This is a genomic window from Apilactobacillus apinorum, assembly GCF_001281175.1.
In the GTDB taxonomy this organism is placed as follows: Bacteria; Bacillota; Bacilli; order Lactobacillales; family Lactobacillaceae; genus Apilactobacillus; species Apilactobacillus apinorum.
This window is the reverse complement of sequence record NZ_KQ440395.1, coordinates 467,094-492,828: the sequence shown is the minus strand read 5'-3', so window position 1 is coordinate 492,828 and position 25,735 is coordinate 467,094. Positions and strand designations below refer to the sequence as shown.

Below are 25,735 nucleotides of genomic sequence, written 5' to 3'. Positions count from 1 at the left end.
TTGTTACCTCGGAATCAAGGCTACTTTCATTTTATTATTTTAATGACTAACTTTCAATAAAAAACTGTTCAATCTGTTAATTATTTTGATAATTAACGATTTTTATGAATTCTTCGGCCTTCAAACTGCTCTTTCCAGGAAGAACTCCATCCACGTCATCTTGCTTCATAATTTCGGCAACATTACGTGAATTAACACTTCCACCATAAACAATCCTAATTTCGTTAGCAATGTCTTGACCATATAGATCAATTAAAGTTTCACGAATTAAAAAACAAGCTTCTTGAATTTCTGCAGCACTAGCAGTGCGACCAGTTCCAATTGCCCAACTAGGTTCGTATCCAATCACCACATGTTTGGCATCTTCAGGTGAAATTCCCTTTAATGCCTCAATCACAGGGTTCACTACCCAGTTCATTTCATCTGCTGTTTTTCTCTTCGCCATGGTTTCATCACAACAAATTATTGGTGTCATATTATTTTTAATGACCGCTTTTACTTTTTTATTAATCATCTTGTTAGATTCATCAAAGTATTTACGACGTTCAGAATGGCCAAGCATGACATATTTCACACCCATATCAGCTAGCGCCATTGGACTAACTTCACCAGTATATGCTCCTGAATCTTTATAAAAACAATTTTGTGCTGCGGTTTTTAAATTTTTTTCTTTTTTACAAAATTTAGTCAAAGCATCCATATAAATTGATGATGCAGCAATTGCACATTCCACATCATGTGGATCTGGCAATCTTCCTTTGACTGTGCTTAGGAAATCTTCTACTTCAGATAATGTTAAGTTCATCTTCCAATTTCCAACAATAAAAGGAGTTCTCATTTTATACCTCCTATACTCTTATTATAATTATCGTTTAACGCCACTATTTAATGATATCATTTTTCGCAATGAATATCCCATTTAGTAATTACTTCGTTAAGCAATTCCCACTCCTCTTATTATACAAAAAAAAGACCCGATGTTATACATCGAATCTTAAAAAGATAACTTATCTTATTTATCAGTAATTGAAGCAATACCAGGTAAGGTCTTACCTTCCATGTATTCTAGAGAAGCTCCACCACCAGTTGAAACGTGTGATAGCTTGTCAGCAATACCTAATTCGTTACATGCGGCAGTTGAGTCACCACCACCAACGACAGTAGTTGCATCAGTTAATTGACCTAAGAACTTACCAACAGCTAATGTACCGTTAGCAAAGTTACTCATTTCAAATACACCCATAGGTCCGTTCCAAACAACAGTCTTAGCATCTTTTAGAACGCTTTCGAATAATTCAATACTCTTAGGACCGATATCTAGAGCCATTTGACCATCAGGAATGTTTTCACCAACAGTTTGAATTGGAGCATCGTTGTTGAATTCTGGAGCAACGATTGAGTCAATAGGTAGAACGATCTTGTCGCCACCCTTTTCTAAGATTTCCTTAGCAGTATCAATCTTGTCCTTTTCAACTAGTGAGTTACCAATTGAGAAACCTTTAGCAGCGTAGAATGTGTAAGTCATTCCACCACCGATGATAATCTTGTCAGCTTTATCTAGTAGGTTGTCGATAACACCAATCTTATCAGAAACCTTTGCACCACCTAAAATGGCAACAAATGGACGTTTAGGATCGTTTACGGCACCACCGATAAATTTAATTTCTTTTTCCATTAGGAAACCAGCAGCAACAGGTTTGTTGTTAGCTTCCATAGCAGTTGCAATACCTACGTTTGAAGCATGTGAACGGTGAGCAGTACCAAATGCATCATTTACGAAGCAGTCACCAAGTGAAGCCCAGTATTCACCTAATTTAGGATCATTACCTGATTCACGTTTAACATTTTCACCGTTAACAACGTCTTCAAAACGAGTGTTTTCAACAACAACGATGTCACCATCGCTCATGTTGTTAATTGCATCTTCAAGTTGTGAACCTTCTGTTTCAGGAACAAAAGTAACAGGCTTGTTGATTAGTTCAGATAGCTTTGCAGCAACTGGACGTAGTGAAAGTTCTTTCTTATCATCTTCACTCTTAATTCTACCAAGATGTGAGAATAATACAGCCTTTCCACCGTGTTCGATTACGTATTTGATTGTTGGAATAGCACCAACGATACGACTAGTATCACCAACAACGCCATCTTTAATAGGAACGTTGAAGTCAACACGCATTAAAACTTTTTTACCTTTTAAATCTAAATCAGAAACAACTGTCTTAGCCAATCTAGATTACCTCCCAAACAATATTTAATAAATAAATGTAACAATTTCAATATACTTCATTTAAAGTATAATTTCAAAGATTTTTAAAATTATTTATTATAAAAAATGGAGGAGGCATTTGCCTCCTCCACCTTAAAACTTGCTAAATTATAATTAAGATTATAGTTGAGCAAAGTGTAGTAAAGTACGAACCATGTTACAAGTGAAGCCCCATTCGTTATCGTACCATGACCAAACCTTAACAAGTTGGTCGTCACCGAATGTAGTAACATCAGTTTGAGTAGCATCAAATACTGATCCGTGAGTATCACCAATGATATCACTTGAAACGATTGGTTCATCATTGTAACCAAATGCTTCGTTACCTTCAGTGTATTCTTTCATCTTAGCGTTAATTTCATCAGCTGTTACGTTCTTCTTTTCAACGATAGCAGTTAATTCAGTTAATGAACCGTCAACGATACCAACACGTTGAGCAACACCATTTAACTTACCGTCAAGTTCTGGAACAACAAGACCTAGGGCCTTAGCAGCACCAGTTGAGTGAGGAATAGTGTTAGTTGATGCAGTACGGTTGTTTCTGAACTTCTTACCACGAGGGCCATCTAAGATAGCTTGAGTTGAAGTAAAGGCATGAATAGTAGTCATAGTACCAACTTTGATACCAAAGTCTTTGTTTAAGAAGTAAGCAGTTGGTGCAATACTACTTGTAGTACATGAACCAGCTGAAACAATCTTGTCATCTGAGTTTAGAGTATCCAAGTTAACACCAGGAACAACAGTCTTAATTTGACCTGCAGGTGCAGAAATAAGAACACGCTTTGCACCAGCGTCTAAGTGAGCTTGTGATTTTTCTTCTGAAGTGTAGAAACCAGTACATTCTAGTACAAAGTCAACACCATCATTTTTAACCCATGGTAGGTCAGCGGCATTACGTTCAGCGTAAACTGGAACTTCCTTACCGTCAACAACGATTCCGTTATCAGTTGAAGTAACTTCACCTGGGAATTTACCATGTGTTGAATCATATTTTAATAAGTATGCAAGCATTGAAGGAGTTGTTAAATCGTTGATAGCAGCAACTTCAATTTCGTCTGAGTTTAGTTCGTGGATACGTTTGAAAGCCAAACGACCAATACGACCAAAACCGTTAATACCAATTTTTACAGTCATAACTGTTTTCCTCCTAGAGAAATAAATTTAAGTACTACGTACGGATTAAATGTTACTACTTTTTTACTGATCAGTCTACAATACTTGCTCAGTATTTTAAAAATAATTACGAATAATTATTTTTATCAAAGTAGTTGTCTAATCCTACTTCACTAGTATATCAGTGCTATTTTATGTTTGCAAATCAATTAGCTCATTCACTATCTTGAATTTTAACGCCAATTCCGCTATAGTTTAAGCTGTTCAAACGCATCTGTAGTGTAATGGATAGCACCAAAGATTCCGGTTCTTTTAATGGGGGTTCGATTCCCTCCAGATGCACTAGTAATTATTATAGTTAAATCATTTGACCTTAATTGACCATTGATATAGAATTATAATAATTCAAAAATGAATTATTTGTAAGGGAGGATAAAACTATGAATTTAGTCCCAACTGTCATTGAACAATCATCAGGCGGTGAACGCGCATATGACATTTACTCAAGATTATTAAAAGACAGAATCATCATGCTATCAGGTCCAATCGAAGACAACATGGCAAATACCATTATTGCTCAACTATTATTCCTTGATGCACAAGATTCTGAAAAAGACATCTACCTATACATCAACTCTCCAGGTGGTGTGGTAACTGCAGGTATGGCAATTTACGATACTATGCAATTCATCAAAGCTGATGTTCAAACCATCGTTATGGGTATGGCTGCTTCAATGGCCAGTGTGTTAGCATCTTCAGGTGCCAAAGGTAAGCGTTTTGCTTTACCTCACTCTGAAGTTCTAATTCACCAACCTTCTGGTGGTGCCCAAGGTCAACAAACTGAAATCGCAATTGCAGCGGAATCAATTTTGAAGACTAGAAAGATGATTAACGAAATTTTAGCTCAAAACTCAGGTCAATCAATTGAAAAAGTTAACTTAGATACTGAACGTGATAAATACTTAAGCGCTCAAGAAGCTGTTGACTACGGTTTAATTGATAGCATCATGACTAACAGTTCTGAACGTAAATAATCAAAAAAAGACTTAGCTATTACAGCTAAGTCTTTTTTTATATCGCTTCTTCTCTTAATTTGTCAGCAAACTCGTTAATCTTTCTTAATCGATGGTTAATTCCTGACTTAGAAATACTTCCACTAGGTAATGATTCGCTAAGTTCTTTTAAACTAACCTCTGGCATCCGCATTCTAGTCATAGCAACTTCATATAATTTTTCTGGTAAATGATCTAAACCAACCGTATCATCAATGAACTTAATATTAGCTAATTGCTTAGTTGAAGCATTCGCTACCTTATTCATATTAGCAGTTTCGCAATTTACTAATCTATTAACTGAATTACGCATATCTCGCATAATTCGAACGTCTTCAAATTTAAGCATTGCGTTTGTCGCACCGATTAATTGTAAGAAGTTAGCAATTTTTTCAGCTTCCTTCAAGTATGTGATGTAGCCACTTCTTCTATCAGTGGTTCGAGAATTCAAATCATAATTATTCATCATTTCAGAAATCATGTCATTATGTTCCTCATACAATGAATATATTTCCAAATGATATCTAGAAGTTTCCGGATTGTTTACAGATCCACTGGCTAAAAACGCCCCTCTTAGATAAGAACGAACCTGAGAATCATCCTTTAATAATTCCACGGGAACTCTTTCAACGATTTGGAAATTTTCTAAAATCCCTAAGTCATCCAAAATCGCTTGTGCTTGATCAGCAATTCGTACAACATAGACATTATTTTTATTTAATTTCATTTTCTTTCTAACAACTAACTTACTTTCAACCTTATAGAATTCTAAAATTAATTTGTAAATTCGACGTGCAATGGCAGGATTTTCAGTTTGAATATTTAGAATAATCTTACGATTAGCAAGTGAAATGGAACCATTCATACGAATTAATGCCATTAGTTCCGCCTTAGCATTCTTTTTATGCACTTCTAGGGTTGTTAGTTCTTTTTTTACGTCACTAGCATATGACATGTTGCATCATCCTATTCTTTGGTGACTAATTCAACTAACTTATCAGCCACTTTTTTTCCGTTATGAAACGCTCCACGATTAGTTAATAATAAGAAATCATCGTAAATCACTTCGCATCCCAATTCCTTTAATCTGTTTTCATCATGTTCTACTGGACTAGATATTTCATTAAATCTTTGATGATCGATTTGACTATCTAAAACAGGTGTCTTGTTCACAATCACAACATCAATAAAATTACTGTTCATGTGCTTATTTAAAACTTCAACGTGGTTGGCATCAGTAAAGTTATCAGTTTCGCCAAATTGAGTCATGATATTACATATATACACAACTTGTGCTTTTGATTTTACAATCGCATCCCCAATATTTGAAATCATTAAATTAGGTAAAATGCTTGTAAATAAGCTTCCTGGTCCTAACACAATTTGATCAGCTTCTAAAATCGCATCAATAACTTCTTGATTAGCAACTGGCGGATTGTCAGGATTATCTGTTTCCACCCAAACGCGCTTAATTTGATTATCAGCGTAGGTAATTTCATATTCACCCTTCATAGTAGAACCGTCTTTAAATTCAGCACATAACTGTAATTTTTGGTTTGTGGAAGGATATATTCTGCCAGTGATGTCCATCATCTGACTTAATAGTTTTACGGCAACATTAATGTCACCCTTCATTTCAGTCATTGCGGTAATAATCAAATTCCCTAATGAGTGTCCTGATAAAAAGTCATTATTGTCTTTAAACCGATATTGGAATAAATCTAATTCTGTTTGCGGTAAATTGGAAAGTGATGCCAATACATTTCTGATATCACCAGGAGGGACAACGTTGGCAGCTTTTCTCAATTTTCCAGAAGAGCCACCATCATCAGAAACGTTCACAATTGAAGTAATGTTGACATCTTTATCTTTTAAATTGTTTAAGATAACTGGTAACCCAGTTCCACCACCAATAACGACAACATTTTTTAAATTTCTCATGCAATTTGTCCCTCCTTTCCTTTTTAAGATAACCCAAGAATTATAACACACGTACCCGGGTGTGTCATTTAATAAGTAATAAAAAAGGTGCTAATAGCACCTTTTTATTTTTGACTTTCTTTCGTTCTCTTAGTATCACGTTCTAAGACTGGTTTTAAATATTGACCAGTGTAACTATCGGTAACTTCTACCACCTCTTCAGGAGTTCCAGTAGCGATAATGGTTCCACCACCATCCCCACCTTCAGGTCCTAAATCAATAATATGGTCAGCTGTTTTAATTACGTCTAAATTATGTTCAATAATTAAAACGGTGTTCCCTTGATCCACTAGTTCATGCAAAACAACTAGTAAACGGTTAATGTCATCAGTATGCAATCCGATTGTTGGTTCATCTAATATATATAGATTATTACCAGCTGATTTTTTATATAGTTCAGAAGCCAACTTCATTCGTTGTGCTTCCCCACCAGATAAAGTGGTTGCTGATTGTCCTAATTGGACATAGCCTAATCCAACTTCATCAATGGTTTCTAATTTTCTAGTAATCTTAGGAATTGCAGAGAAGAATTCCAATGCTTGATCGACTGTCATGTCCAATACATCAGAGATGTTTTTCCCTTTGTATTGTACTTCAAGTGTTTCCGCATTGTAACGTTTACCATGACAAACTTCACATGGTACGTATACATCTGGTAGAAAGTTCATTTCAATTTTTAGAATCCCATCCCCATGACAGGTTTCACATCTTCCACCTTTAACGTTAAAACTAAAACGACCTTTTTGATATCCTCTTAATTTTGCTTCATTGGTTTCAGCAAATAATGTTCTGATATCATCAAAGACACCCGTGTAAGTGGCCGGATTACTTCTTGGCGTTCTTCCGATTGGGCTTTGGTCGATATTAATAAGTTTATCAATATTTTTGTAACCAGAAATACTCTTATACTTACCAGGTTTTTCTGAATTATGATTAATCTTTTGTGCTATTGCTCTCTTCACAATTCGATTAATTAAAGTAGACTTTCCTGAACCAGAAACCCCGGTAACCACATTGAATTCACCTAATGGGATTTCAGCAGTAACGTCTTTTAGATTATTTTCACTAGCTCCAGTGACTTTAATCTTTTTACCATTACCCTTACGACGCTTTAATGGAACTGGAACGAATTTTTTACCAGATAAGTATTGGCCAGTTAGTGAATTATCATTTTGAGCCACTTCTTCTGGTGTTCCAGCAGCCATGACGTTACCACCGTTGGTTCCTGCACCAGGTCCAATATCAACAATATAATCAGCTGATCTTTGTGTGTCTTCACCGTGTTCAACCACTACTAAAGTATTACCCAAATCACGCATGGCCTTTAGTGAAGAAATTAGTCGGTCATTATCTCTTTGATGTAACCCGATTGATGGTTCATCTAATACATATAAAACCCCGGAAAGATTAGAACCAATTTGAGTTGCTAATCTAATTCTTTGTGATTCTCCACCAGAAAGAGTTCCAGCAGTTCTGGATAAAGTTAAGTAATCTAATCCAACATTCTTTAGGAAAGTTAGACGATCGATGATTTCTTTTAAAATTGGTTTAGCAACAACGCTATCCTTTTCACCAAAGTGCAAATCAGTGAAGAAGTTCAATTCTTTGATTACATCTAAATCAGTAGCTTCACTAATATTCAAGTCATTAACTTTAACACTCAATGCTTCTTCATTTAATCTGTAACCATGACAAGTTTGACATGTTAATTCTGTCATATATTGACGCATCTGGTCTCTTGTAAAGTCACTGTTAGTACCGTGATAACGACGGTCAATATTATTGACGACCCCTTCAAATTCAGCATCAGTATCCTTAATACCACCAAAACCATTAGTACTATCAAAATGAAAATGAAATTTTTTCCCGTTTGAACCGTACATAATTATATCACGTTGTTTTTTAGGTAACTTATTAAATGGAGTATCCATATCGATACCAAATTGTTCACACGCTTGTTCTAGCATGCTTGGATAGTATTTAGAACTAATTGGGTTCCAAGGCTCAATTGCACCTTCATTTAGCGTTTTAGAGGTATTTGGAATGATTAGAGATTCATCAACTTCTAGTTTCATCCCTAAACCGTCACAACTAGGACATGCTCCAATTGGTGAATTGAATGAAAATAGTCTTGGTTCTAATTCACTAACCGTGAATCCACAAAGTGGACAAGCATAATGTTCAGAAAAAATTAGATTTTCCCCTGCGCCCATTAGATCTGCAATCGCATATCCTTCGCTTAGTCTTAATGCAGTTTCTAGAGAATCAGATAATCTTGATTTAATACCATCTTTAACAATGATTCTATCAACCACAATTTCAATGTTATGGTGCTTATTCTTATCTAATTCAATATCATCTTCGATTTCGTGAACTTCGCCATCAACACGGTAACGAACAAATCCTTCACGCTTAATTTTTTCAATTATCTTCTTGTGCTGACCGCGTTGTTCCCTAACTACTGGTGATAAAATTTGCATTTTAGTTCTTTCCGGTAAAGCTAAAACTGCATCCATCATTTGATCAATCGATTGTCTCGTAATCTTAGTTCCGTCATTGGGACAAATTGGAGTTCCAACTCGTGCCCAAAGCAATCTAAAGTAATCATTGATTTCGGTAACAGTTCCAACGGTAGAACGAGGATTCTTAGAAGTGGTCTTTTGGTCAATCGCAATTGCTGGACTTAATCCTTCAATCGAATCGACATCTGGTTTATCCATTTGGCCTAAAAATTGACGAGCATATGAAGAAAGACTTTCTACGTATCGACGTTGCCCTTCTGCGTATAAAGTATCAAAAGCCAAAGAACTCTTTCCAGAACCTGACAATCCAGTCATTACTGTTAATTTGTTTTTAGGAATTGAGACGCTAATATCTTTTAAATTATGTGCACGGGCACCTTTAATAACAATCTTATCGTTTTGCACCTTGCTTCCTCCTTACATCTGACTCTTTAAGTCCATCACTGTATCACGCAATGCAGCTGCCTTTTCGAAATCGAGTTTTGCTGCTGCTTGTTTCATTTCCTTGGTTAATGTTTCGATCATTTGTTTTTGATCTTTCTTGGTTAGTTTTTGGAAATCAGATTCAATAAATGAATGATCTTCTTTATCGTTATCATCCTTGTTACCATAACTAATTAAGTCACGAATTGGTTTCTTAATTGTATGTGGCGTAATGTGATGTTCTTTATTATATTCTTGTTGAATGCTACGTCTTCTGGCAGTTTCGTCCATTGCCTTTTGCATCGAATCAGTTACATAGTCAGCGTACATAATAACTGCTCCATTTTCATTTCTGGCAGCACGTCCAATTGTTTGGATCAATGAACGTTCATTTCTTAGGAACCCTTCTTTATCGGCATCTAAGATAGCAACCAATGAAACTTCAGGAACATCAATTCCTTCTCTCAACAAGTTAATTCCAACCAAGACATCGTATTTACCTAGTCGTAAATCTCTAATTATTTTAGTTCTTTCCAGCGTCTTAACATCAGAATGCAAGTATGCCACTTTAATCCCTAAGTCTTTTAAGTAATCAGTTAAATCTTCAGACATTTTCTTGGTTAAAGTTGTAACAAAAACACGTTCATTCTTTTCAATTCGCTCATTAATTTCACCAACTAAGTCATCCATTTGTCCCATAATTGGACGCACTTCAACCGTTGGATCTAATAAACCAGTTGGTCGAATAATTTGTTGAACGATGTTCTTTTCTGGTGTTTCTTCCAATTCACGTGGACCAGGAGTAGCAGACATATAAATCGCTTGGTTGACGCGTTCTTTAAATTCAGGCATCTTTAATGGTCTATTATCAAGCGCACTAGGTAGTCTAAATCCATATTCAATTAGACGTTCTTTTCTGGCTTTATCACCGTTGTACATTCCACCAACTTGTGGCAATGTTTGATGTGATTCATCGACTACTAATAAGTAATCATCTGGGAAGAAATCTAATAAAGTATATGGTGCTTCACCTGGTTTTCGATTATCCATATATCTTGAATAGTTTTCGATACCGTTGGTATATCCCATTTCAGCCATCATTTCAATATCATAGGTAGTACGCTGCTTTAATCGTTGGGCTTCCAGCAGTTTACCCTCTTTTTCAAACTCGGCAACTTGTTCCACCATTTCTTCTTTAATCCCCTTTAATGCATGATCCATGTTTTGATCATCAGTTAAGAAGTGGGTTGCGGGGAAGATAATAATATTATCTTTTTTACCGATAAATTCACCAGTTAAAGTATCAATTTCCTTAATTGAATCAATTTCATCACCAAAGAATTCAATTCTAAACGCATGTTGGTCCCCTGAAGCTGGGAAAATATCAACAACATCCCCATGAACCCTAAATCGACCACGTTGAAAATCAATATCATTTCTATCAAATTGAATTTCAACTAGTCTTCTTAGTAATTCATCTCGTTCAATTTGTTGCCCCACGTTTAGTGCAATCGTATGTTTGTAGTATTCTTTAGGACTTCCTAATCCAAAAATGGATGAAACAGATGCAACAATGATAACGTCATTTCTAGTTAGTAATGAGTTAGTTGCAGCATGGCGTAGTTTATCGATTTCATCATTAATTGAAGAATCCTTTTCAATATAGGTATCACTTGAAGGTACATATGCTTCTGGTTGATAGTAGTCATAATAACTAACAAAGTATTCAACCGCGTTATTAGGAAAGAACTCTTTGAATTCACTATATAATTGACCAGCCAATGTTTTATTATGCGATAAAATCAAAGTAGGTTTATTAACGTTTTTAATTACATTAGAAATGGTAAAAGTCTTACCTGTTCCAGTTGCTCCTAATAGGATTTGTTGCTTTTGTCCATCTTCAATACCTTTAGTTAACTGACTAATAGCTTCTGGTTGGTCCCCAGTAGGCTTATATTTTGATACTAATTCAAATTTATTATTATTTTCGCGTTGGATTTCCAAACAAAGTCCTCCTTTGTTCACTCGTAGGGTTTTTGACCCTTTTCATTCATATTTAATAACATTTTAACATACGAACAAACTTTCTAAAACTAATGTTCTCCTTTTTAAGAGTAAAAAAAGACTGGTATTAAAACCAGTCTTTTTGATTAATTCTTTATAGTGATGAAACGTATTCGAATGCGTTTTGACCAGCAATTCCACCGTCTCCAACGGCAGTAGTTACTTGTCTTAATTCTTTTTGACGAACGTCTCCAATGGCAAACACACCATCAATGGCAGTTTCCATTCTTTCATTAGTCTTAATCCAACCCTTTTCATCAGTGATGTTTAGGTTAGCGAATGCTTCAGTCATTGGGTTGTTACCAACATAAATGAATACACCAGAAGCGTCAACAACGCTTTCTTCATTAGTCTTGTTGTTTACAGTTTTTACACCAGTAACCTTCATGTCATCTCCGATAACTTCAGTTACGTTAGTGTCCCAAATGAATTCAATTTTATCGTTAGCAAATGCACGGTCTTGAATTACCTTTTGTGCACGAAGTTGATCACGACGGTGAATAACAGTTACTTTTGAAGCTAAACCAGCAAGGTAAAGTGCTTCAGAAATAGCTGAATCTCCACCACCAACAACTACGACTTCACGGTTCTTGAAGAATGCACCATCACATACGGCACAGTATGAAACTCCTCTTCCACCGTATTCATCTTCACCAGGTACACCTAGTTTACGGTATTGTGAACCTGTTCCAATAATAACTGAACTTGTTTCGTAACTACCTTGGTCAGTGTTAACAATCTTTGAAGTACCTTTGTCTTCAATTGATTCAACAGTTCCATATTCATACTTGGCACCAAAGTTAGTTGAGCTTTCGTACATGTTCTTAGCTAAATCTGGTCCTAAAATGGATTTGAATCCAGGATAGTTTTCAATTTCAGCTGTGTTGTTCATTTGACCACCGTAGATACCACGGTCAATCATTAAAACTGATAAATTAGCACGAGAAGCATATAGTGCAGCGGTCATTCCACCAGGTCCAGCACCAATAACAATTACGTCATATTTTTCCATAATTAACTTCCCCTTTCATATATTCAATAAATGATACTTTACTATCATATGATAGATTTGTCCATTAATTAGCACACAAACTAATTTTATAGTTTTTTAGCTAAATCTTTAATGTAATCTTTCAATTGACCAGCAACTTCTGGGTGTTTTAGTCCAAATTCAATGTTTGTTTGTAACCAACCGAATTTGTTACCAGTATCAAAACGGTCACCCTTAAATTCATGAGCGTAAACTTTACCATCTTTGTTTAGAGTATCAATGGCATCAGTAAGTTGTACTTCATTACCCTTGCCTGGTTTAGTGTTTTCCAAGATATCAAAGATATCAGGGGTTAGTAAGTAACGACCAATAATAGCTAAATCACTTGGTGCGTCTTCAGGATTTGGTTTTTCAACAAAGTTAACTACATCGTATAATCCATCTTTAACTTCTTTAGCGGGGTTAATAACACCGTATTTTGAAGTATCTTCATGAGGAACTCTCATAACAGCTAAAGTAGAAGCACCTGTTTCTTCGTAACTATCGATTAGTTGCTTAGTTAATGGAGTTTCATCTTCCATTAAGTCATCACCTAACATGATAACGAATGGATCATCTCCTACGAAACTCTTAGCAGTGTAAACCGCATCACCTAAACCATTTGGATGTTCTTGGCGCTTAAAGTAGATGTTTAAACCGTTTGTTTCCTTAACAGCTTCTAGCATTTCTTTTTTGCCCTTACTTTCAAGGTTTAATTCAAGTTCGGTATTTGAATCGAAATGATCTTCGATTGCGCGTTTACCCTTACCAATAATAATTAGAATATCTGTAATTCCTGATTCAATCGCTTCTTCAACGATTAATTGAATTGCTGGTTTATCCACTACTGGTAGCATTTCTTTTGGCATTGCCTTAGTTTCAGGTAAGAATCTTGTTCCTAATCCAGCAGCTGGAATAATTGCCTTTTTAATTTTTTTCATTTTCATAAACTCCTATATCAATTAATCTAGTTCTGCTCGACCTCTACGGTTCATTAATTGTTTGATTGCGTCATCAATTGTTAGTTGATTGTGTAATACTTTGTAGATTGCTGATGTGATTGGCATATCAATTCCACGTTGTTGTGCTAATTCATAAGCAGCTTCAGCAGTAGCAATTCCTTCGATTACCATTCCCATGTTCTTAACAATATCATCCAGAGTTTCACCTTTACCTAATTGGTATCCGGCACGCCAGTTTCTTGAATCGCTACTTGTTGCAGTAACAATCACATCACCGAATCCAGAAAGACCGGTAAATGTTAATGGGTTGGCACCAAATGAAGTTCCTAAACGAGAAATTTCAGCTAGACCACGAGTCATTAACGCAGCTTTTGCGTTATCAGCATAACCTAGACCATATAATGCTCCGGCACCGATTGCGATAATGTTCTTTAATGCTGCTCCAATTTCAACACCGATAATATCATCGTTGGTGTAGACTCTGAAATATTCATTAATGAATAATGATTGGATGTGTTCAGCATCTTTAATGTTTTCTGAAGCAGTAGTAACTAAAGTAATGTCATGTTTAGCAACTGATTCTGCTTGACTAGGTCCTGAAATCACTGAAATTGATTTACGGTGTTTTGGATCAATTTCTTCAGATAGTACTTCAGACATACGTTTATATGTTTTTTGTTCAATTCCCTTACTACCATGAATAATGTTAACTGACATATCTAGTTCTTCTAGAATTTCATTAACTTGTTTAGCAGTACTTCTAGTTACTTGCGCTGGGACAACAAATAAAATATCGTCAACACCTCTAATGGCTTCTTTCATATCACCATAAGCAACTAATTCTTCAGGATATGTAAAATCTTTGATGTATTTTTCATTTGTGTGTTGATTGTTTAATTCATCAACTTGAGCTTGTTTGTATGACCACAAACGTACTTCATTACCATTTTCTACTAAAATAGTTGCAAGCATGCTTCCCCATGAACCTGCTCCTAAAACTGCAATTTTTTCTGTCATTGTACTTACTCCTTAATTATTAAACTAACTTACTACCATCTAAATAATATGGTAAGTCAGCTTCTTTTTTACGACGATAAATCATCAATGCAATTGCCCCAACGAATAGCACAATTGATAACATTTGAGATACTCTGATTCCACCAAATAGCATTAAGCTATCAGTTCTCATCCCTTCAACGAAGAAACGACCAAATGAGTACCAGATAATGTATGATAAGACCACTTCACCACGTTTGAAAAATTTGTTAATGTGACGAAGGTTCATTAATAATACAAATCCTAATAAGTCCCATAGTGATTCATATAAAAATGTTGGTTGGCGATAAAATCCTTGAATATACATTTGATTAATTATAAATGATGGTAAATGTAATGACTTCAAGAACGTTAAACTGGTAATGTTACCAAACGCTTCTTGGTTCATAAAGTTACCCCATCTACCGATTCCTTGCCCCATAATAACTGTTGGTGCAATTACATCTAACATTGCCCATACAGAAATTAGCTTGCTTCGACAGTAAAGGTAAACTACCACAGCAGCTCCAATTAGAGCTCCATAGATAGCAATTCCGCCATCCCATATTTTAATAATTTCATTTAAATGTTGGCTATAGTATGGCCATTGGAAAACCACATAATAAATACGAGCACAAATGATGGCCACTGGTAGTGCCCATAAAATCATGTCATATATATTATCTGGATCAATTCCTCGCTTTCGACCTTCTTTAACTGATAAAAAGACCGCAATTAAAACAGCAGAGGCAATAAAAATTCCGTACCAATGAACTGCAACTGGTCCTAAGTTAAATGCAATCGGATTTAATGCGATTGAATGCATTAGTTTTCACTTCCCTGGAAAGATTTTTATTTATTGTTTCCTGAGTTTTCTTTAATTAAATTGTTTAAGTTATCATCGAAAACCTTGGTTGCGTCATATCCCATCTTTTTAGCACGATAGTTCATGGCTGCAGCTTCAATGATGATAGCAAGGTTACGACCTGTCTTAACAGGGATGCTAACTCGTTGAACATCAACATCAAAGATTCTTCTTGTTTCGTCACCATTACCTAATCTGTCATATGGCGCATCGTCTGACCAATTTTCTAAGTGCACGATTAAATCAACTTTAGTTTGTGAACGAACGGCACCAGCACCGAATAAGTTCATAACATCGATGATTCCAATTCCTCTAATTTCTAACAAGTGACGCAAAATAGTTGGTGCTTGACCAATTAATGTTTGTTCATCTTGTTGGTAAACTTCAACTCTGTCATCAGCGATCAATCGGTGTCCACGTTTAACAAGTTCTAAGGCGGTTTCACTCTTACCAATACCAGAGTCTCCAGTCATTAGTACCCCTAATCCATAAACATCAATTAATACTCCATGAATAGACTTTCTTTCAGCTAACTTACCTTCAAGGAAGTTAGTCATATTACTCAATACTCTTGAAGTCGTTAGTTTAGAACCTAATACTGGGATGTGTTGATTCTTAGCAGCTCTGATTAACTCGTCTGGTGGATCTAATTGAGTTGAAACCACAAAAGCTGGTGTTTCTGGTAAACACATTTTTTTCATGACCTCGAATAGTTCGTTACTATCCATTCCTTTTGCATATGAAGTTTCAGTAATTCCTAATAATTGAATTCTTTTAGCAGGATAGTAATTAAAGTACCCTGTTAATTCCAAACCTGGACGAGAAATATCACTTGTTGTGATTGGACGATCTAGATATTCTTCTCCATAGAAAATATCTAAATGTGTATTCTCAACTAGGTCTGCAACCGTTACACTATAAGCCATGATTTTACCTCCAGTTCTGATAAGTCAATTTTATCATGTTATTAGACTCTTTTCATAATTAATTAATAGTCAGACAAAATTATATTGCAAATAGACATTATTAAAGCCGCGATTATTGCCATCCCAAATGATGCAAAGTGGAAATTATTTCCAACCACAGCAGATGTTATTTCCAACATAATTCCATTTAGGACAATACTGAATAGTCCCAATGTAATAATGTTAATTGGTAACGATAGTACAAATAGTACTGGTTTTACTAGCGCGTTTAGTACGGCTAGTACAACAGCAGCAATTAATGCTGTTGTGATACTTGCGACATAAAAACTACCTTGAAAGAAACCAGCAATTGCCATAAACAATAATGTATTAATCAAGATTCTTCCTAATATTCTCATTACATCCTCCTATTTATTATCGTATTCATCAACGTCTGTTAAATTACGACGACCGTTATTGTGATCATCATCTTTATTTGGAATAAAGACTAGACAAACAACGTAAGCCAATAGTCCGAAAATTAAATGACCAGGCCAAATTGAAAGAATCACGAATAAGATTCTAATAATTTGAGCATTAATATGGAAGTATTCTGCAATTCCACCTAATGTTCCTGTTAATAATTTGTTAGTTTGTGAGCGATAAATTTTATTCATCTTAAATTCCCCTTCGTTACTATAATTGGCATTTTAGCGAAAGTTCATTAAATGAACCTTAAGGCTATTTTTCTTTTATCAAAACAACCCCTAATTCATTTGGTGAATCGCTATAAATTGCACTTTCCATAATTTTGATTCTATCTTCTCTATTTAATACCTTCAAACGACAAAATGTTGGTGATGTTAATATCGCTTTATAAAATTCATCTTCTGAATTAATTTTGATGTTATTTACTTCAACGATTAAATCACCAATTTGTACTCCCATTTTTTCCGCTGGAGTATCAGGTCTGATTGAAATAACTCTTAATCCGTTAACTGCATCAGAGAACCATGTATCTTGTTTACTATCACTTCTTTTAACCATTAAAACAGTAATAATGTATAAAACAATTAATCCAGCAATTGAGTAAAGTGCGATGTTTTCAACATCTTTAAAGTAATATGTTACTCCTAACAAGATAACACCTAAAACAACTATCCAAGCTATTTTTTTAGCTAGCTTTTTGAAAAAGTCTTTTGGCAATGACTTGAAAATTGTGATTCTCATTCCTAACATCACTGGCAGAATTAGTAAACTAAACTTGTGGTCACCATAACCAAATACTGGCCACCAGTGCATAACTTGTTGAATTTGGTCTCCCGGAATCAATACTAATAATGGAAGAACTGCAAATTCCTTAGTTAAATATCCAGCTACCTTATTTCCTCTTTGATTCTTTAAAATTTGTGGATTAGCATAGTTACCTAAAACAAATCTAACGTATAGTGACATTAATAAAATTACGATTGTAAGTAACAGTAATACGTTCGCAAAGTTAGTGGGTTGAACATTAATTCCAAGGGTATTAATGCCATTAAAAAACTTAACTTGATAAATTAACCATGTAATTACAGTTGCGATTCCGAATGTTATTAAATTCAAAAACTGTCCTGGAATCAACACTAAATTAATAATCAATAGTAATTGGTATACTACGATCCAAGTAATAGGTAAGTACACTCCTAAAACAATTGAGATTGCACTTCCTAAAATTCCTAACACTACAAAACTAAGCCAGAAATGTTTAATTTCATAGTTATTTGCATAAATTGATGTGTTAAAGTCGCGTCTTTGTTTTGTTAAACGTTTTCTATAGATAATATAGTTTCTTAAAATTCCTAACCACAAAACTGGTTGGATTAGTATCAATAAAACTGTCAATAGTTCGCTCATGTATATTCCCCTGTCTAATTTGGATTGTTTTTACTTAACTTCCATTGTAAAAAGGCATTAATAAATGGATTTAAGTCCCCGTCCATTACATCCTGTGCTTTAGCTGTTTCATAATTAGTACGGTGATCTTTTACCATTGAGTATGGATGGAATACATATGATCTAATTTGAGATCCCCATCCAATCTCTTTTTGTTCACCTTCTAATTGTGCCTTTTGTTGTTCTTTCTTTTCTTCTTCCAGTTCATATAACTTTGATTTCAACATATTCATGGCAGTTTCTCTATTTTGTAATTGTGAACGTTGCGCTTGACTGGCAACGACAATCCCAGTTGGTTCATGCGTAATTCGCACTGCAGAAGAAGTCTTATTAACATGTTGTCCACCAGCACCACTGGCTCTATAAACATCTACTCTTAAATCTGATGGATTAATTTCAATATCAACAGAGTCATCTAACTCTGGCATTACATCAACTGAAGCAAAGGAAGTATGTCTTCTTCCAGCAGAATCAAAAGGAGAAATTCTTACTAAACGATGTACACCCTTTTCAGATTTTAAATATCCATAAGCATTTTCACCGCTCACCAAAATAGTAGCGGTATCAAGTCCAGCAACTTCACCAGCTTGATAGTTCAAAGTTTCTAATTTAAAGCCATTTTGATCAGCCCATCTGGTATACATTCTAAATAACATCATGCCCCAATCATGCGATTCTGTTCCACCTGCTCCTGGATGAATTTCCAAAATTGCATTATTTGCATCATATTTACCATTTAAAAGCATCCCTAAACGATATTTTTCTAAATGTGCTTTAGTACTTTCAAGAGATGATTCAAATTCCTCAATTAGTGATTGATCTGGTTCTTCTTCAATCATTTCTAAAGTTAGTTCAAGTTCTTCTACTTCAGAATTTAAATCATTAAAATTATCATATTTTTTCTTTAATCGATTAGTTTCATTAATCAATGTTTGAGACTCATCAGGATTATCCCAAAAACCGGGTTCAGCCATTTTTGATTCGTTTATCTCAATACTTGCTTGTAATGAGTCAAGGTCAAAGAGACCCCCTAAAGCCTTTGATGGCTTCTTGAATTGAGCTTATTTCATTTCTAGCATCTGCGATTTCCATTCTTATGCTCCTTACTAAAAAAACGAAGAGAACTAATGTCCATCTTCGCTTTTTTATTATCTTTCGATGTTTTGTCTGATTTCAGCTTTCATGAACAATCTAGTGGTATCGTAATCAATATCTGAGATCATTTCTTCAAACATTTGATAACCTTCACGTTGATATTCAACTAGTGGATTTAATTGACCGTATCCTCTCAAACCAATTGATTGTCTCAATTGATCCATTTCGTCAATATGGTCAGTCCAATGAGAGTCAACAACTCTTAATACAACAACCTTTTCAAATTCAAGCATTTGTTGTGGGTCGTATAATTGATCTCTCTTTTCAATGTATACTTGTTCAGATAGGTTGATAAGGAAATTCTTGATTTCTTGAGCTGATTTACCTTCTAAATCTGACTTAGAAATTGCATCTGGATTTACTAAAGCGCTGACAGCGAAATCTAAAATGGTATCTAAATCCCAGTCTTTTTGATCGCCTTGAGTGTGTAAGTTAACAATTCTGTTAATTGTTCTCTTAATCATTGGCTTAACAACCCAGTCTAGTGATGTGTTTTCAGTAATAACTTTGTTTCTTTCATCATAGATAACATTACGTTGTTGTCTCATAACATCATCATATTGAAGAACTTGTTTTCTAGAATCATAGTTGTTACCTTCAACACGTTTTTGAGCTGATTCAACTTGTTTTGTAATTAAACGACTCTTAATTACGGCTGATTCACCATCAACCTTCATTCTATCTAAGAATCCTTTGATCTTATCAGAACCGAAACGACGCATTAAGTCATCTTCAAGTGATAAGTAGAATTGTGATAGACCTGGGTCACCTTGACGTCCAGAACGTCCACGTAATTGGTTATCGATACGTCTAGATTCATGTCTTTCAGTACCAATAACAGCTAAACCACCTAATTCAACAACACCCGGTCCTAATTTAATATCAGTACCACGACCAGCCATATTAGTGGCGATAGTAACGGCACCCTTTTGACCAGCATTAGCAACAATTTCAGCTTCTTTAGCATGGTTCTTGGCGTTTAACACTTCATGGTGAATTCCAGCATCGTTTAGACGTTGTGAAATGTATTCAGAAGTTTCAACGGCAACAGTACCAATTAGGATTGGTTGACCCTTTTCATGTAACTTCTTAATTTCATCAACTACAGCGTCAAACTTAGATTGTAGTGTTGGGTATAGCAAGTCAGGTTCATCGACTCTGGCTACTGGTCTGTTAGTTGGAATTGAGATAACATCCATGTTATAGATTTCTCTAAATTCATCAATTTCAGTCTTAGCAGTACCAGTCATACCAGCTAGCTTACTGTACATTCTGAATAAGTTTTGGTAAGTAATGTTGGCCATTGTCTTACTTTCTTCTTGAATGGTTACCCCTTCTTTAGCTTCAATAGCTTGGTGTAAACCATCAGAGAAACGACGACCATCCATGATACGACCTGTAAATGAGTCAACGATTAATACTTCATCATCAGATACAACGTAATCCTTATCTTTAAGCATGATGTAGTTGGCACGTAATGCTTCGTCTAAATGGTGAGTCAAAGCAGTGTTATCAGTATCGTATAAGTTCTTTAAGTTAAAGTACTTTTCAGCTTTTTCAATTCCTTGATCATTTAAAGCAACTGTCTTTGATTCCAAATCAATCTTGAAATCATCGTCTTCTTTAAGTGTCTTAGCAAATTGATCAGCTTGCATGTATAGTTCTGATGAACCTTTTGATTGACCAGAAATAATCAATGGTGTTCTAGCCTCATCAATTAAAATAGAATCTACTTCATCGACGATAGCAAAGTTCAATGGTCTTTGAACCATATCTTCTTTGTAAACAACCATGTTGTCACGTAAGTAATCAAAACCAATTTCACTATTAGTTGAGTAAGTGATATCAGCATTGTAAGCTTCACGTTTTTCTTCAGGACTCTTGTCTGTTAAGTTGACACCTACAGAAAGTCCCATCCAGTTGTATAGTTCTCCCATTTGTTCAGCATCACGTTGTGATAGGTATTCGTTAACAGTGATAACGTGAACACCCTTACCTGAAATAGCGTTCAAGTAAACTGGCATTGTGGCAGTAAGTGTTTTACCTTCCCCAGTTTTCATTTCTGAGATGTTACCTTCATGTAAAACAATTCCACCCATAATTTGTACATGGAATGGTGTTAAACCAAGAACACGACTTGCTCCTTCACGTACAGCAGCAAATGCTTCTGGTAATAGGTCATCAAGAGTTTCACCATCTTGGTAACGTTGTTGAAATTCAGTGGTCTTAGCTTTTAGTTCGTCGTCGCTTAGCTTCTTAAAATCATCTGCGTATGATTCAACTTTATCAGCAAGTTTGCTAAGTCTTTTGACTTCTCTTTTATCGCTTTCGACCCATTTTTTTAAAATGTTAGCCATTAATCAATTTTCCTTCCATGAATTAGTTTTTAAAGTTTTATTCGTCTTAATAAATATATACTATTTTATTTTAACATTTAATTATCATTTTTAAAATTAGATTGGTGAATTCTTTACATTTTTTCTTACTATTTAATGAATATTTATCCATTATCGACATAAAGTAAGCCCCCGCACGCTTTTTGCACCATTTTCTAGAAGCACCTGTGCAGCATGATGCATAGTGGTTCCAGTAGTATAAATATCATCAACGATTATTATTTCCTTATCTTTAATTACATCTTTCATATTATCATTAATTTTAAATACTTGCGATGCCTTAAGTCTTTGTTTTCGATTTAATGATGATTGTCTAATTTTACTTTCTTGATTAATGTCTAACGCCTCAACTATTTCGATTGTTTCTAATAAACCTATTACTTGGTTAAACCCGCGTTCTGCCATCGTTTCTTCACTAACCGGAATTGGTACAATTATCTTTTTAGTATCGATATGACTGCAAAATTCAGCTGCAAAAGATTTCCGCAGGTTATAATCCCCAGTAAACTTATATCTATGCATGTATTCTTTCATCGCATCATTATATTTATAAACGGCACGATTAATGAATGAATTGCCCAAGCTTTGCCACTTAACACAATCACCACAAAAGCTGGTAGTTTCCATTTCTCTACCACATTGCTGACAAATTCGCTCTGGATCTATTTTTTCAAATTGATTTTCACATTTGTCACACATTGGTTTATGTTTAATCGGTTTAAAACTCAGTAAAAAGGCAATCGATATTGGAAAATCAATTTTTTGACCACATAAAATACAATTATTCATCTAATTTTTTCGCCAACCTATTCATATACTTAATTTGTTTAATCGCATTCTTTACTGGTTTAGTCTTATCATCAACAATGAATAATACTTCACCAGTTGGTCGATCTTTTTTCCGACCAACTCTTCCAGCAATTTGTACTAAAGATGACACGCTAAAAACTTCATCGTCAGCTCCTAATACAATTACATCAATTCCTGGAAAAGTAACCCCTCTTTCTAAAATGGTCGTCGTGATTAAAAACAATACTTTTTCGGATCGCATATCATTTACCTTTTCCATTCTTAATTCATCGCTGGAGTAAACAGTATGCCAGAGGGAGGAATCATATTGATTGACTAATATCTTACTAATTAGCGGTAAATCATCTATCTTAGGAATAAATAATAAAAAGCGTTGTTGGTCTTTAATTTTTTGCTTAATTTTAGTTAATAAAAACGATGGTAGTTTATTCTTACTCAATAGCTTACGCCAATCATTTACGTATTTAATCTTTGCTTCTGGAAGAAGATGACGATGGAATCTAATTGGTAAATAGCTGGCTGAAATTTGTTTTCTTTTTATCTTTTTAATCATTTCTGCAGTAGGCGTTGCAGTTAAGTATAGTTTGGCGCTTTCATCTTTAACTGCATTATCAACTGCAAAATGCAGTGATTGATCATTAACAAATGGAAAAGAATCAACCTCATCGATAATGATGACGTCAAAGGCATGATAAAAACGTAACAGTTGATGCGTTGTACAAATCGTCAATTGACTATAAAAATAACTTTGACTACTTTTTCCATGTAATAACACCATTGAAATATTTTTAAACGCTTCTTGGATTCGTGGAAACAACTCAACACAAACATCGACACGCGGAGAGGCAATACATACACGCTTATTATCTTTAATGGCCTTAGCAATTCCTTTGAATAACATTTCCGTTTTCCCCGCTCCCGTGACTGCCCATAACAGATGGGTCTGATTATTGTTAATCACTTCAATAATCTCATTGGAACATTTTTCTTGTTCTTTGGTTAGTTTTCCATCCCACGTTAAAATTTTTCCTTGATGAGAAAATAAATTCGGTTCTTCGATAAAGCACAGTTGTTCTTTCAATGTCACCCTGCCTAGATTAATACAATTTGAACAATAGAAATTATCATCTGGTAATTCTGCTTCGTTTTTTGATGTTTTATGGCCACATCGTTTACAATAAATCTCGTTCTTGGTAACCTTAATAGGAACCATTTTTTTGATATGTTGTGCAGATTTGATTTCATCGGGAACAGATTTTTCCCCGACCAATCTGCCGAATAACTCATTATAATTTTCAATCATATTAATCACCAATTTTAAATACGATAAATAGAGGTGAAAACCACTTGGAAAACAATTATTTAACCATTAAACAAAATGGAACAAACGAAATTGATATTAAAAAATCACAATTTATATGTTCAATTGCTCGAGTTGAAACCGAAGAAGAAGCCATTGAATTCATTAATCAAGTTAAAGAAGAACATAAAAAAGCAACCCATAATTGTCATGCCTACGTTTTAGGATTAGATGATTACATTCAACGTGCTAGTGATAATGGAGAACCTTCCGGAACCGCTGGAGTTCCAATTCTAGAAGCACTTAAAAATATTGGCGTTCACAACGTTGTTGCTGTGGTAACCAGATATTTTGGTGGTATTAAATTAGGTGCTGGTGGCCTGATTCGTGCATATAGTAATGCAACAACCCAAGCAGTTGAGCATGTCGGTGTTGTCAAAAAAGTACTTCAGACAGAAATCACCATTTCCGTGGATTACAAATCATTTGATTCACTTAACTATCAACTAGAAGAAAATAATGAAAACATTGTTGATACTATCTATACAGATAAGGTATCCATTGTAGTTGCAATTGATAACAAACGTATTGATTCATTCAAAGCGAGTGTAGTTGAACTATTAAACGGTCGCGTTGAAATGACAGATGGCGATGAAAAATATTTTGAAATTGATTTTGATCCATACAAAAAAGATTGACCCAACGGTCAATCTTTTTTTAATGATTATCTTTACTTGTATTTTCTTTAACTATCTTTTTAATAAAATTCAATAACGGCTGACGATCTTGTCCAGCTAATCCAATTGATTCGACAAACAATTCTAGCCCTATCAACGTAGCAATCGTTAATAAAATTGAACCTAAGATATTTGAAATTGGATACAATAGTGAAATAAATGAAAAGATCAGTGCAATTCCATAAATAATCAATACAGTTTGGCGATGTGTCAAACCAATTTGCATTAGACGGTGATGTAAATGTCTTTTATCAGCGTGCATAATTGGTTGTTTGTTTAACATACGACGTAAAATAGCATATATGGTATCAGTAATTGGTACCCCTAAAATAATTACTGGAATGATAACAGTAATGAAAGTCGCATTTTTTAATCCGTTTAACGAAAAGATTGAAATCATAAATCCAATAAATAGCGAACCTGTATCACCAAGATAGATACGGGCTGGGAAGAAATTATATGGTAAAAATCCTAAACAAGCAGCAACTAACGCAAAAATCATGATTGATACGTATACATTACCAACATTTAGGAAAAAGAAACCAGTAATTCCCATTGTCGTAAGCGCAATAACCGCTACTCCGGTTGCTAATCCATCTAAACCATCGATTAAGTTCACAGCATTAGTAATTGCTAGAATCCAAATCCAAGTGACGGGTAAACTAAACCAGCCTAGTCCAAATGTTCCGATGAATGGTAGAGATACGCTACTCATTTGAATATTCCCAAAGAAGAAGACAACTACTGCTGCCAAACTAATTCCTAACACTTTTTGTCTAGGCTTTAAGACAATAATATCATCCATAACACCAGTGATAATAATGATTAGTTGTCCTGCAAACATCCCATACAATTGCTGAGTTGGCATCTGTCTTCTCAAGAGGAACATTGTTGCAATTGTATATGCAGCAAAGATTGCTAATCCTCCTAATGTTGGCATCGGAATCTTATTCATTCTTCGCTTATTTGGACTATCTATTGCGCCCCATCTAAATGCCAGTTTTCTGATAAAAGGTGTAATCACAGCTGACATCAACATTGTCGCAAATAGACAAACGATGATTTCAAATTTTAGCATAATAGCTTTCCTTTCGTTTCTTATTACTATTAGTAAATTATACAAATGTAACAGAATAAAAACAAGAAAAACCAAAAATCATACAAAAAAAGGATTCCATTCGGAAT

22 protein-coding genes and 1 tRNA gene are annotated in these 25,735 nt (G+C 34.8%); 3 read left to right on the top strand and 20 right to left on the bottom strand.

Annotated features, from left to right (window positions below; all coding sequences use genetic code 11):
• Window positions 1-76: 76 nt before the first annotated feature.
• From tpiA to gap, 3 genes are all read right to left on the bottom strand, one after another.
• Window positions 77-838: a triose-phosphate isomerase gene (gene tpiA, locus RZ74_RS01940; RefSeq protein ID WP_053949771.1), complete on the bottom strand. Its 762-nt coding sequence runs from the start codon at window positions 836-838 to the stop codon at window positions 77-79.
• 174 nt (window positions 839-1,012) lie between these two features.
• Entirely contained in the window at window positions 1,013-2,227 is a 1,215-nt protein-coding gene (locus RZ74_RS01935; protein ID WP_053949770.1) for a phosphoglycerate kinase, read from the bottom strand.
• Between the two features lie 159 nt (window positions 2,228-2,386).
• On the bottom strand, window positions 2,387-3,400 hold the full coding sequence (gene gap, locus RZ74_RS01930; RefSeq protein ID WP_053949769.1) for a type I glyceraldehyde-3-phosphate dehydrogenase: 1,014 nt from the start codon (window positions 3,398-3,400) through the stop codon (window positions 2,387-2,389).
• 249 nt (window positions 3,401-3,649) lie between these two features.
• Between gap and RZ74_RS01925 the strand changes: the two genes are divergently transcribed.
• Together RZ74_RS01925 and clpP are read left to right on the top strand one after the other, a co-directional pair.
• Window positions 3,650-3,721, top strand: a tRNA-Arg gene (locus RZ74_RS01925).
• Window positions 3,722-3,819: 98 nt separating this feature from the next.
• Window positions 3,820-4,413: an ATP-dependent Clp endopeptidase proteolytic subunit ClpP gene (clpP, locus tag RZ74_RS01920; protein ID WP_053949768.1), complete on the top strand. Its 594-nt coding sequence runs from the start codon at window positions 3,820-3,822 to the stop codon at window positions 4,411-4,413.
• Between the two features lie 37 nt (window positions 4,414-4,450).
• Here the strand turns inward: clpP and whiA are convergent, their stop codons facing one another.
• From whiA to RZ74_RS01840, 16 genes are all read right to left on the bottom strand, one after another.
• Window positions 4,451-5,386 (bottom strand): DNA-binding protein WhiA, encoded by a 936-nt coding sequence (gene whiA, locus RZ74_RS01915; protein ID WP_053949767.1) that lies wholly within the window; start codon window positions 5,384-5,386, stop codon window positions 4,451-4,453.
• Between the two features lie 11 nt (window positions 5,387-5,397).
• Window positions 5,398-6,372, bottom strand: a complete 975-nt coding sequence (locus RZ74_RS01910; protein WP_053949766.1) for a gluconeogenesis factor YvcK family protein — start codon at window positions 6,370-6,372, stop codon at window positions 5,398-5,400.
• A gap of 104 nt (window positions 6,373-6,476) precedes the next feature.
• Window positions 6,477-9,338, bottom strand: coding sequence for an excinuclease ABC subunit UvrA (uvrA, locus tag RZ74_RS01905; RefSeq protein ID WP_053949765.1), 2,862 nt, complete (start codon window positions 9,336-9,338; stop codon window positions 6,477-6,479).
• A 12-nt stretch (window positions 9,339-9,350) separates the two neighbouring features.
• Window positions 9,351-11,354 (bottom strand): excinuclease ABC subunit UvrB, encoded by a 2,004-nt coding sequence (gene uvrB / locus RZ74_RS01900; protein ID WP_083437146.1) that lies wholly within the window; start codon window positions 11,352-11,354, stop codon window positions 9,351-9,353.
• 160 nt (window positions 11,355-11,514) lie between these two features.
• Window positions 11,515-12,435, bottom strand: coding sequence for a thioredoxin-disulfide reductase (gene trxB, locus RZ74_RS01895; RefSeq protein ID WP_053949763.1), 921 nt, complete (start codon window positions 12,433-12,435; stop codon window positions 11,515-11,517).
• An 83-nt stretch (window positions 12,436-12,518) separates the two neighbouring features.
• On the bottom strand, window positions 12,519-13,391 hold the full coding sequence (gene galU / locus RZ74_RS01890; RefSeq protein ID WP_053949762.1) for a UTP--glucose-1-phosphate uridylyltransferase GalU: 873 nt from the start codon (window positions 13,389-13,391) through the stop codon (window positions 12,519-12,521).
• A 21-nt stretch (window positions 13,392-13,412) separates the two neighbouring features.
• The gene (locus RZ74_RS01885) at window positions 13,413-14,429 is read right to left on the bottom strand and encodes an NAD(P)H-dependent glycerol-3-phosphate dehydrogenase (RefSeq protein WP_053949761.1); all 1,017 of its coding nucleotides are present in this window, start codon (window positions 14,427-14,429) and stop codon (window positions 13,413-13,415) included.
• Between the two features lie 19 nt (window positions 14,430-14,448).
• Window positions 14,449-15,273 (bottom strand): prolipoprotein diacylglyceryl transferase, encoded by an 825-nt coding sequence (lgt, locus tag RZ74_RS01880; protein ID WP_053949760.1) that lies wholly within the window; start codon window positions 15,271-15,273, stop codon window positions 14,449-14,451.
• 26 nt (window positions 15,274-15,299) lie between these two features.
• The gene (gene hprK / locus RZ74_RS01875) at window positions 15,300-16,238 is read right to left on the bottom strand and encodes an HPr(Ser) kinase/phosphatase (protein WP_053949759.1); all 939 of its coding nucleotides are present in this window, start codon (window positions 16,236-16,238) and stop codon (window positions 15,300-15,302) included.
• A 62-nt stretch (window positions 16,239-16,300) separates the two neighbouring features.
• Window positions 16,301-16,636, bottom strand: coding sequence for a phage holin family protein (locus RZ74_RS01870; RefSeq protein WP_053949758.1), 336 nt, complete (start codon window positions 16,634-16,636; stop codon window positions 16,301-16,303).
• Between the two features lie 9 nt (window positions 16,637-16,645).
• Window positions 16,646-16,894 (bottom strand): PspC domain-containing protein, encoded by a 249-nt coding sequence (locus RZ74_RS01865; RefSeq protein WP_053949757.1) that lies wholly within the window; start codon window positions 16,892-16,894, stop codon window positions 16,646-16,648.
• A gap of 64 nt (window positions 16,895-16,958) precedes the next feature.
• Window positions 16,959-18,113: a PDZ domain-containing protein gene (locus RZ74_RS01860; protein ID WP_053949756.1), complete on the bottom strand. Its 1,155-nt coding sequence runs from the start codon at window positions 18,111-18,113 to the stop codon at window positions 16,959-16,961.
• 14 nt (window positions 18,114-18,127) lie between these two features.
• Window positions 18,128-19,244 (bottom strand): peptide chain release factor 2 gene (gene prfB / locus RZ74_RS01855; protein WP_148562063.1). Its coding sequence is split into 2 segments (ribosomal slippage): window positions 18,128-19,171 and window positions 19,173-19,244, totalling 1,116 coding nucleotides; the frame shifts between segments, so codons are not numbered across the junction.
• A gap of 56 nt (window positions 19,245-19,300) precedes the next feature.
• A complete protein-coding gene (gene secA / locus RZ74_RS01850; RefSeq protein ID WP_053949754.1) occupies window positions 19,301-21,664 on the bottom strand; it encodes a preprotein translocase subunit SecA in 2,364 nt (787 codons plus the stop codon).
• Between the two features lie 150 nt (window positions 21,665-21,814).
• The gene (locus RZ74_RS01845; protein WP_053949753.1) at window positions 21,815-22,492 is read right to left on the bottom strand and encodes a ComF family protein; all 678 of its coding nucleotides are present in this window, start codon (window positions 22,490-22,492) and stop codon (window positions 21,815-21,817) included.
• Complete coding sequence (locus RZ74_RS01840) at window positions 22,485-23,816, bottom strand: ATP-dependent helicase ComFA (RefSeq protein ID WP_053949752.1); 1,332 nt, start codon at window positions 23,814-23,816, stop codon at window positions 22,485-22,487. Before RZ74_RS01840 ends, RZ74_RS01845 begins: the two co-directional genes overlap by 8 nt.
• Window positions 23,817-23,860: 44 nt before the next feature.
• On the opposite strand from RZ74_RS01840, the gene RZ74_RS01835 reads away from it, so the two are divergent.
• Window positions 23,861-24,511, top strand: coding sequence for a YigZ family protein (locus tag RZ74_RS01835; protein ID WP_053949751.1), 651 nt, complete (start codon window positions 23,861-23,863; stop codon window positions 24,509-24,511).
• A gap of 19 nt (window positions 24,512-24,530) precedes the next feature.
• On the opposite strand, the gene RZ74_RS01830 is transcribed toward RZ74_RS01835, so the two are convergent.
• Complete coding sequence (locus RZ74_RS01830) at window positions 24,531-25,628, bottom strand: glycosyltransferase family 4 protein (protein ID WP_053949750.1); 1,098 nt, start codon at window positions 25,626-25,628, stop codon at window positions 24,531-24,533.
• Window positions 25,629-25,735: the final 107 nt, after the last annotated feature.

Bases quoted from the DNA above. Each gene is read 5' to 3' on its own strand.
- tpiA (WP_053949771.1), bottom strand. From the start codon at position 838: ATGAGAACTCCTTTTATTGTTGGAAATTGGAAGATGAACTTAACATTA.
- gap (WP_053949769.1), bottom strand. From the start codon at position 3,400: ATGACTGTAAAAATTGGTATTAACGGTTTTGGTCGTATTGGTCGTTTG.
- clpP (WP_053949768.1), top strand. From the start codon at position 3,820: ATGAATTTAGTCCCAACTGTCATTGAACAATCATCAGGCGGTGAACGC.
- whiA (WP_053949767.1), bottom strand. From the start codon at position 5,386: ATGTCATATGCTAGTGACGTAAAAAAAGAACTAACAACCCTAGAAGTG.
- RZ74_RS01910 (WP_053949766.1), bottom strand. From the start codon at position 6,372: ATGAGAAATTTAAAAAATGTTGTCGTTATTGGTGGTGGAACTGGGTTA.
- galU (WP_053949762.1), bottom strand. From the start codon at position 13,391: ATGAAAAAAATTAAAAAGGCAATTATTCCAGCTGCTGGATTAGGAACA.
- RZ74_RS01885 (WP_053949761.1), bottom strand. From the start codon at position 14,429: ATGACAGAAAAAATTGCAGTTTTAGGAGCAGGTTCATGGGGAAGCATG.
- lgt (WP_053949760.1), bottom strand. From the start codon at position 15,273: ATGCATTCAATCGCATTAAATCCGATTGCATTTAACTTAGGACCAGTT.
- hprK (WP_053949759.1), bottom strand. From the start codon at position 16,238: ATGGCTTATAGTGTAACGGTTGCAGACCTAGTTGAGAATACACATTTA.
- RZ74_RS01870 (WP_053949758.1), bottom strand. From the start codon at position 16,636: ATGAGAATATTAGGAAGAATCTTGATTAATACATTATTGTTTATGGCA.
- RZ74_RS01865 (WP_053949757.1), bottom strand. From the start codon at position 16,894: ATGAATAAAATTTATCGCTCACAAACTAACAAATTATTAACAGGAACA.
- RZ74_RS01860 (WP_053949756.1), bottom strand. From the start codon at position 18,113: ATGAGCGAACTATTGACAGTTTTATTGATACTAATCCAACCAGTTTTG.
- secA (WP_053949754.1), bottom strand. From the start codon at position 21,664: ATGGCTAACATTTTAAAAAAATGGGTCGAAAGCGATAAAAGAGAAGTC.
- RZ74_RS01845 (WP_053949753.1), bottom strand. From the start codon at position 22,492: ATGAATAATTGTATTTTATGTGGTCAAAAAATTGATTTTCCAATATCG.
- RZ74_RS01840 (WP_053949752.1), bottom strand. From the start codon at position 23,816: ATGATTGAAAATTATAATGAGTTATTCGGCAGATTGGTCGGGGAAAAA.
- RZ74_RS01830 (WP_053949750.1), bottom strand. From the start codon at position 25,628: ATGCTAAAATTTGAAATCATCGTTTGTCTATTTGCGACAATGTTGATG.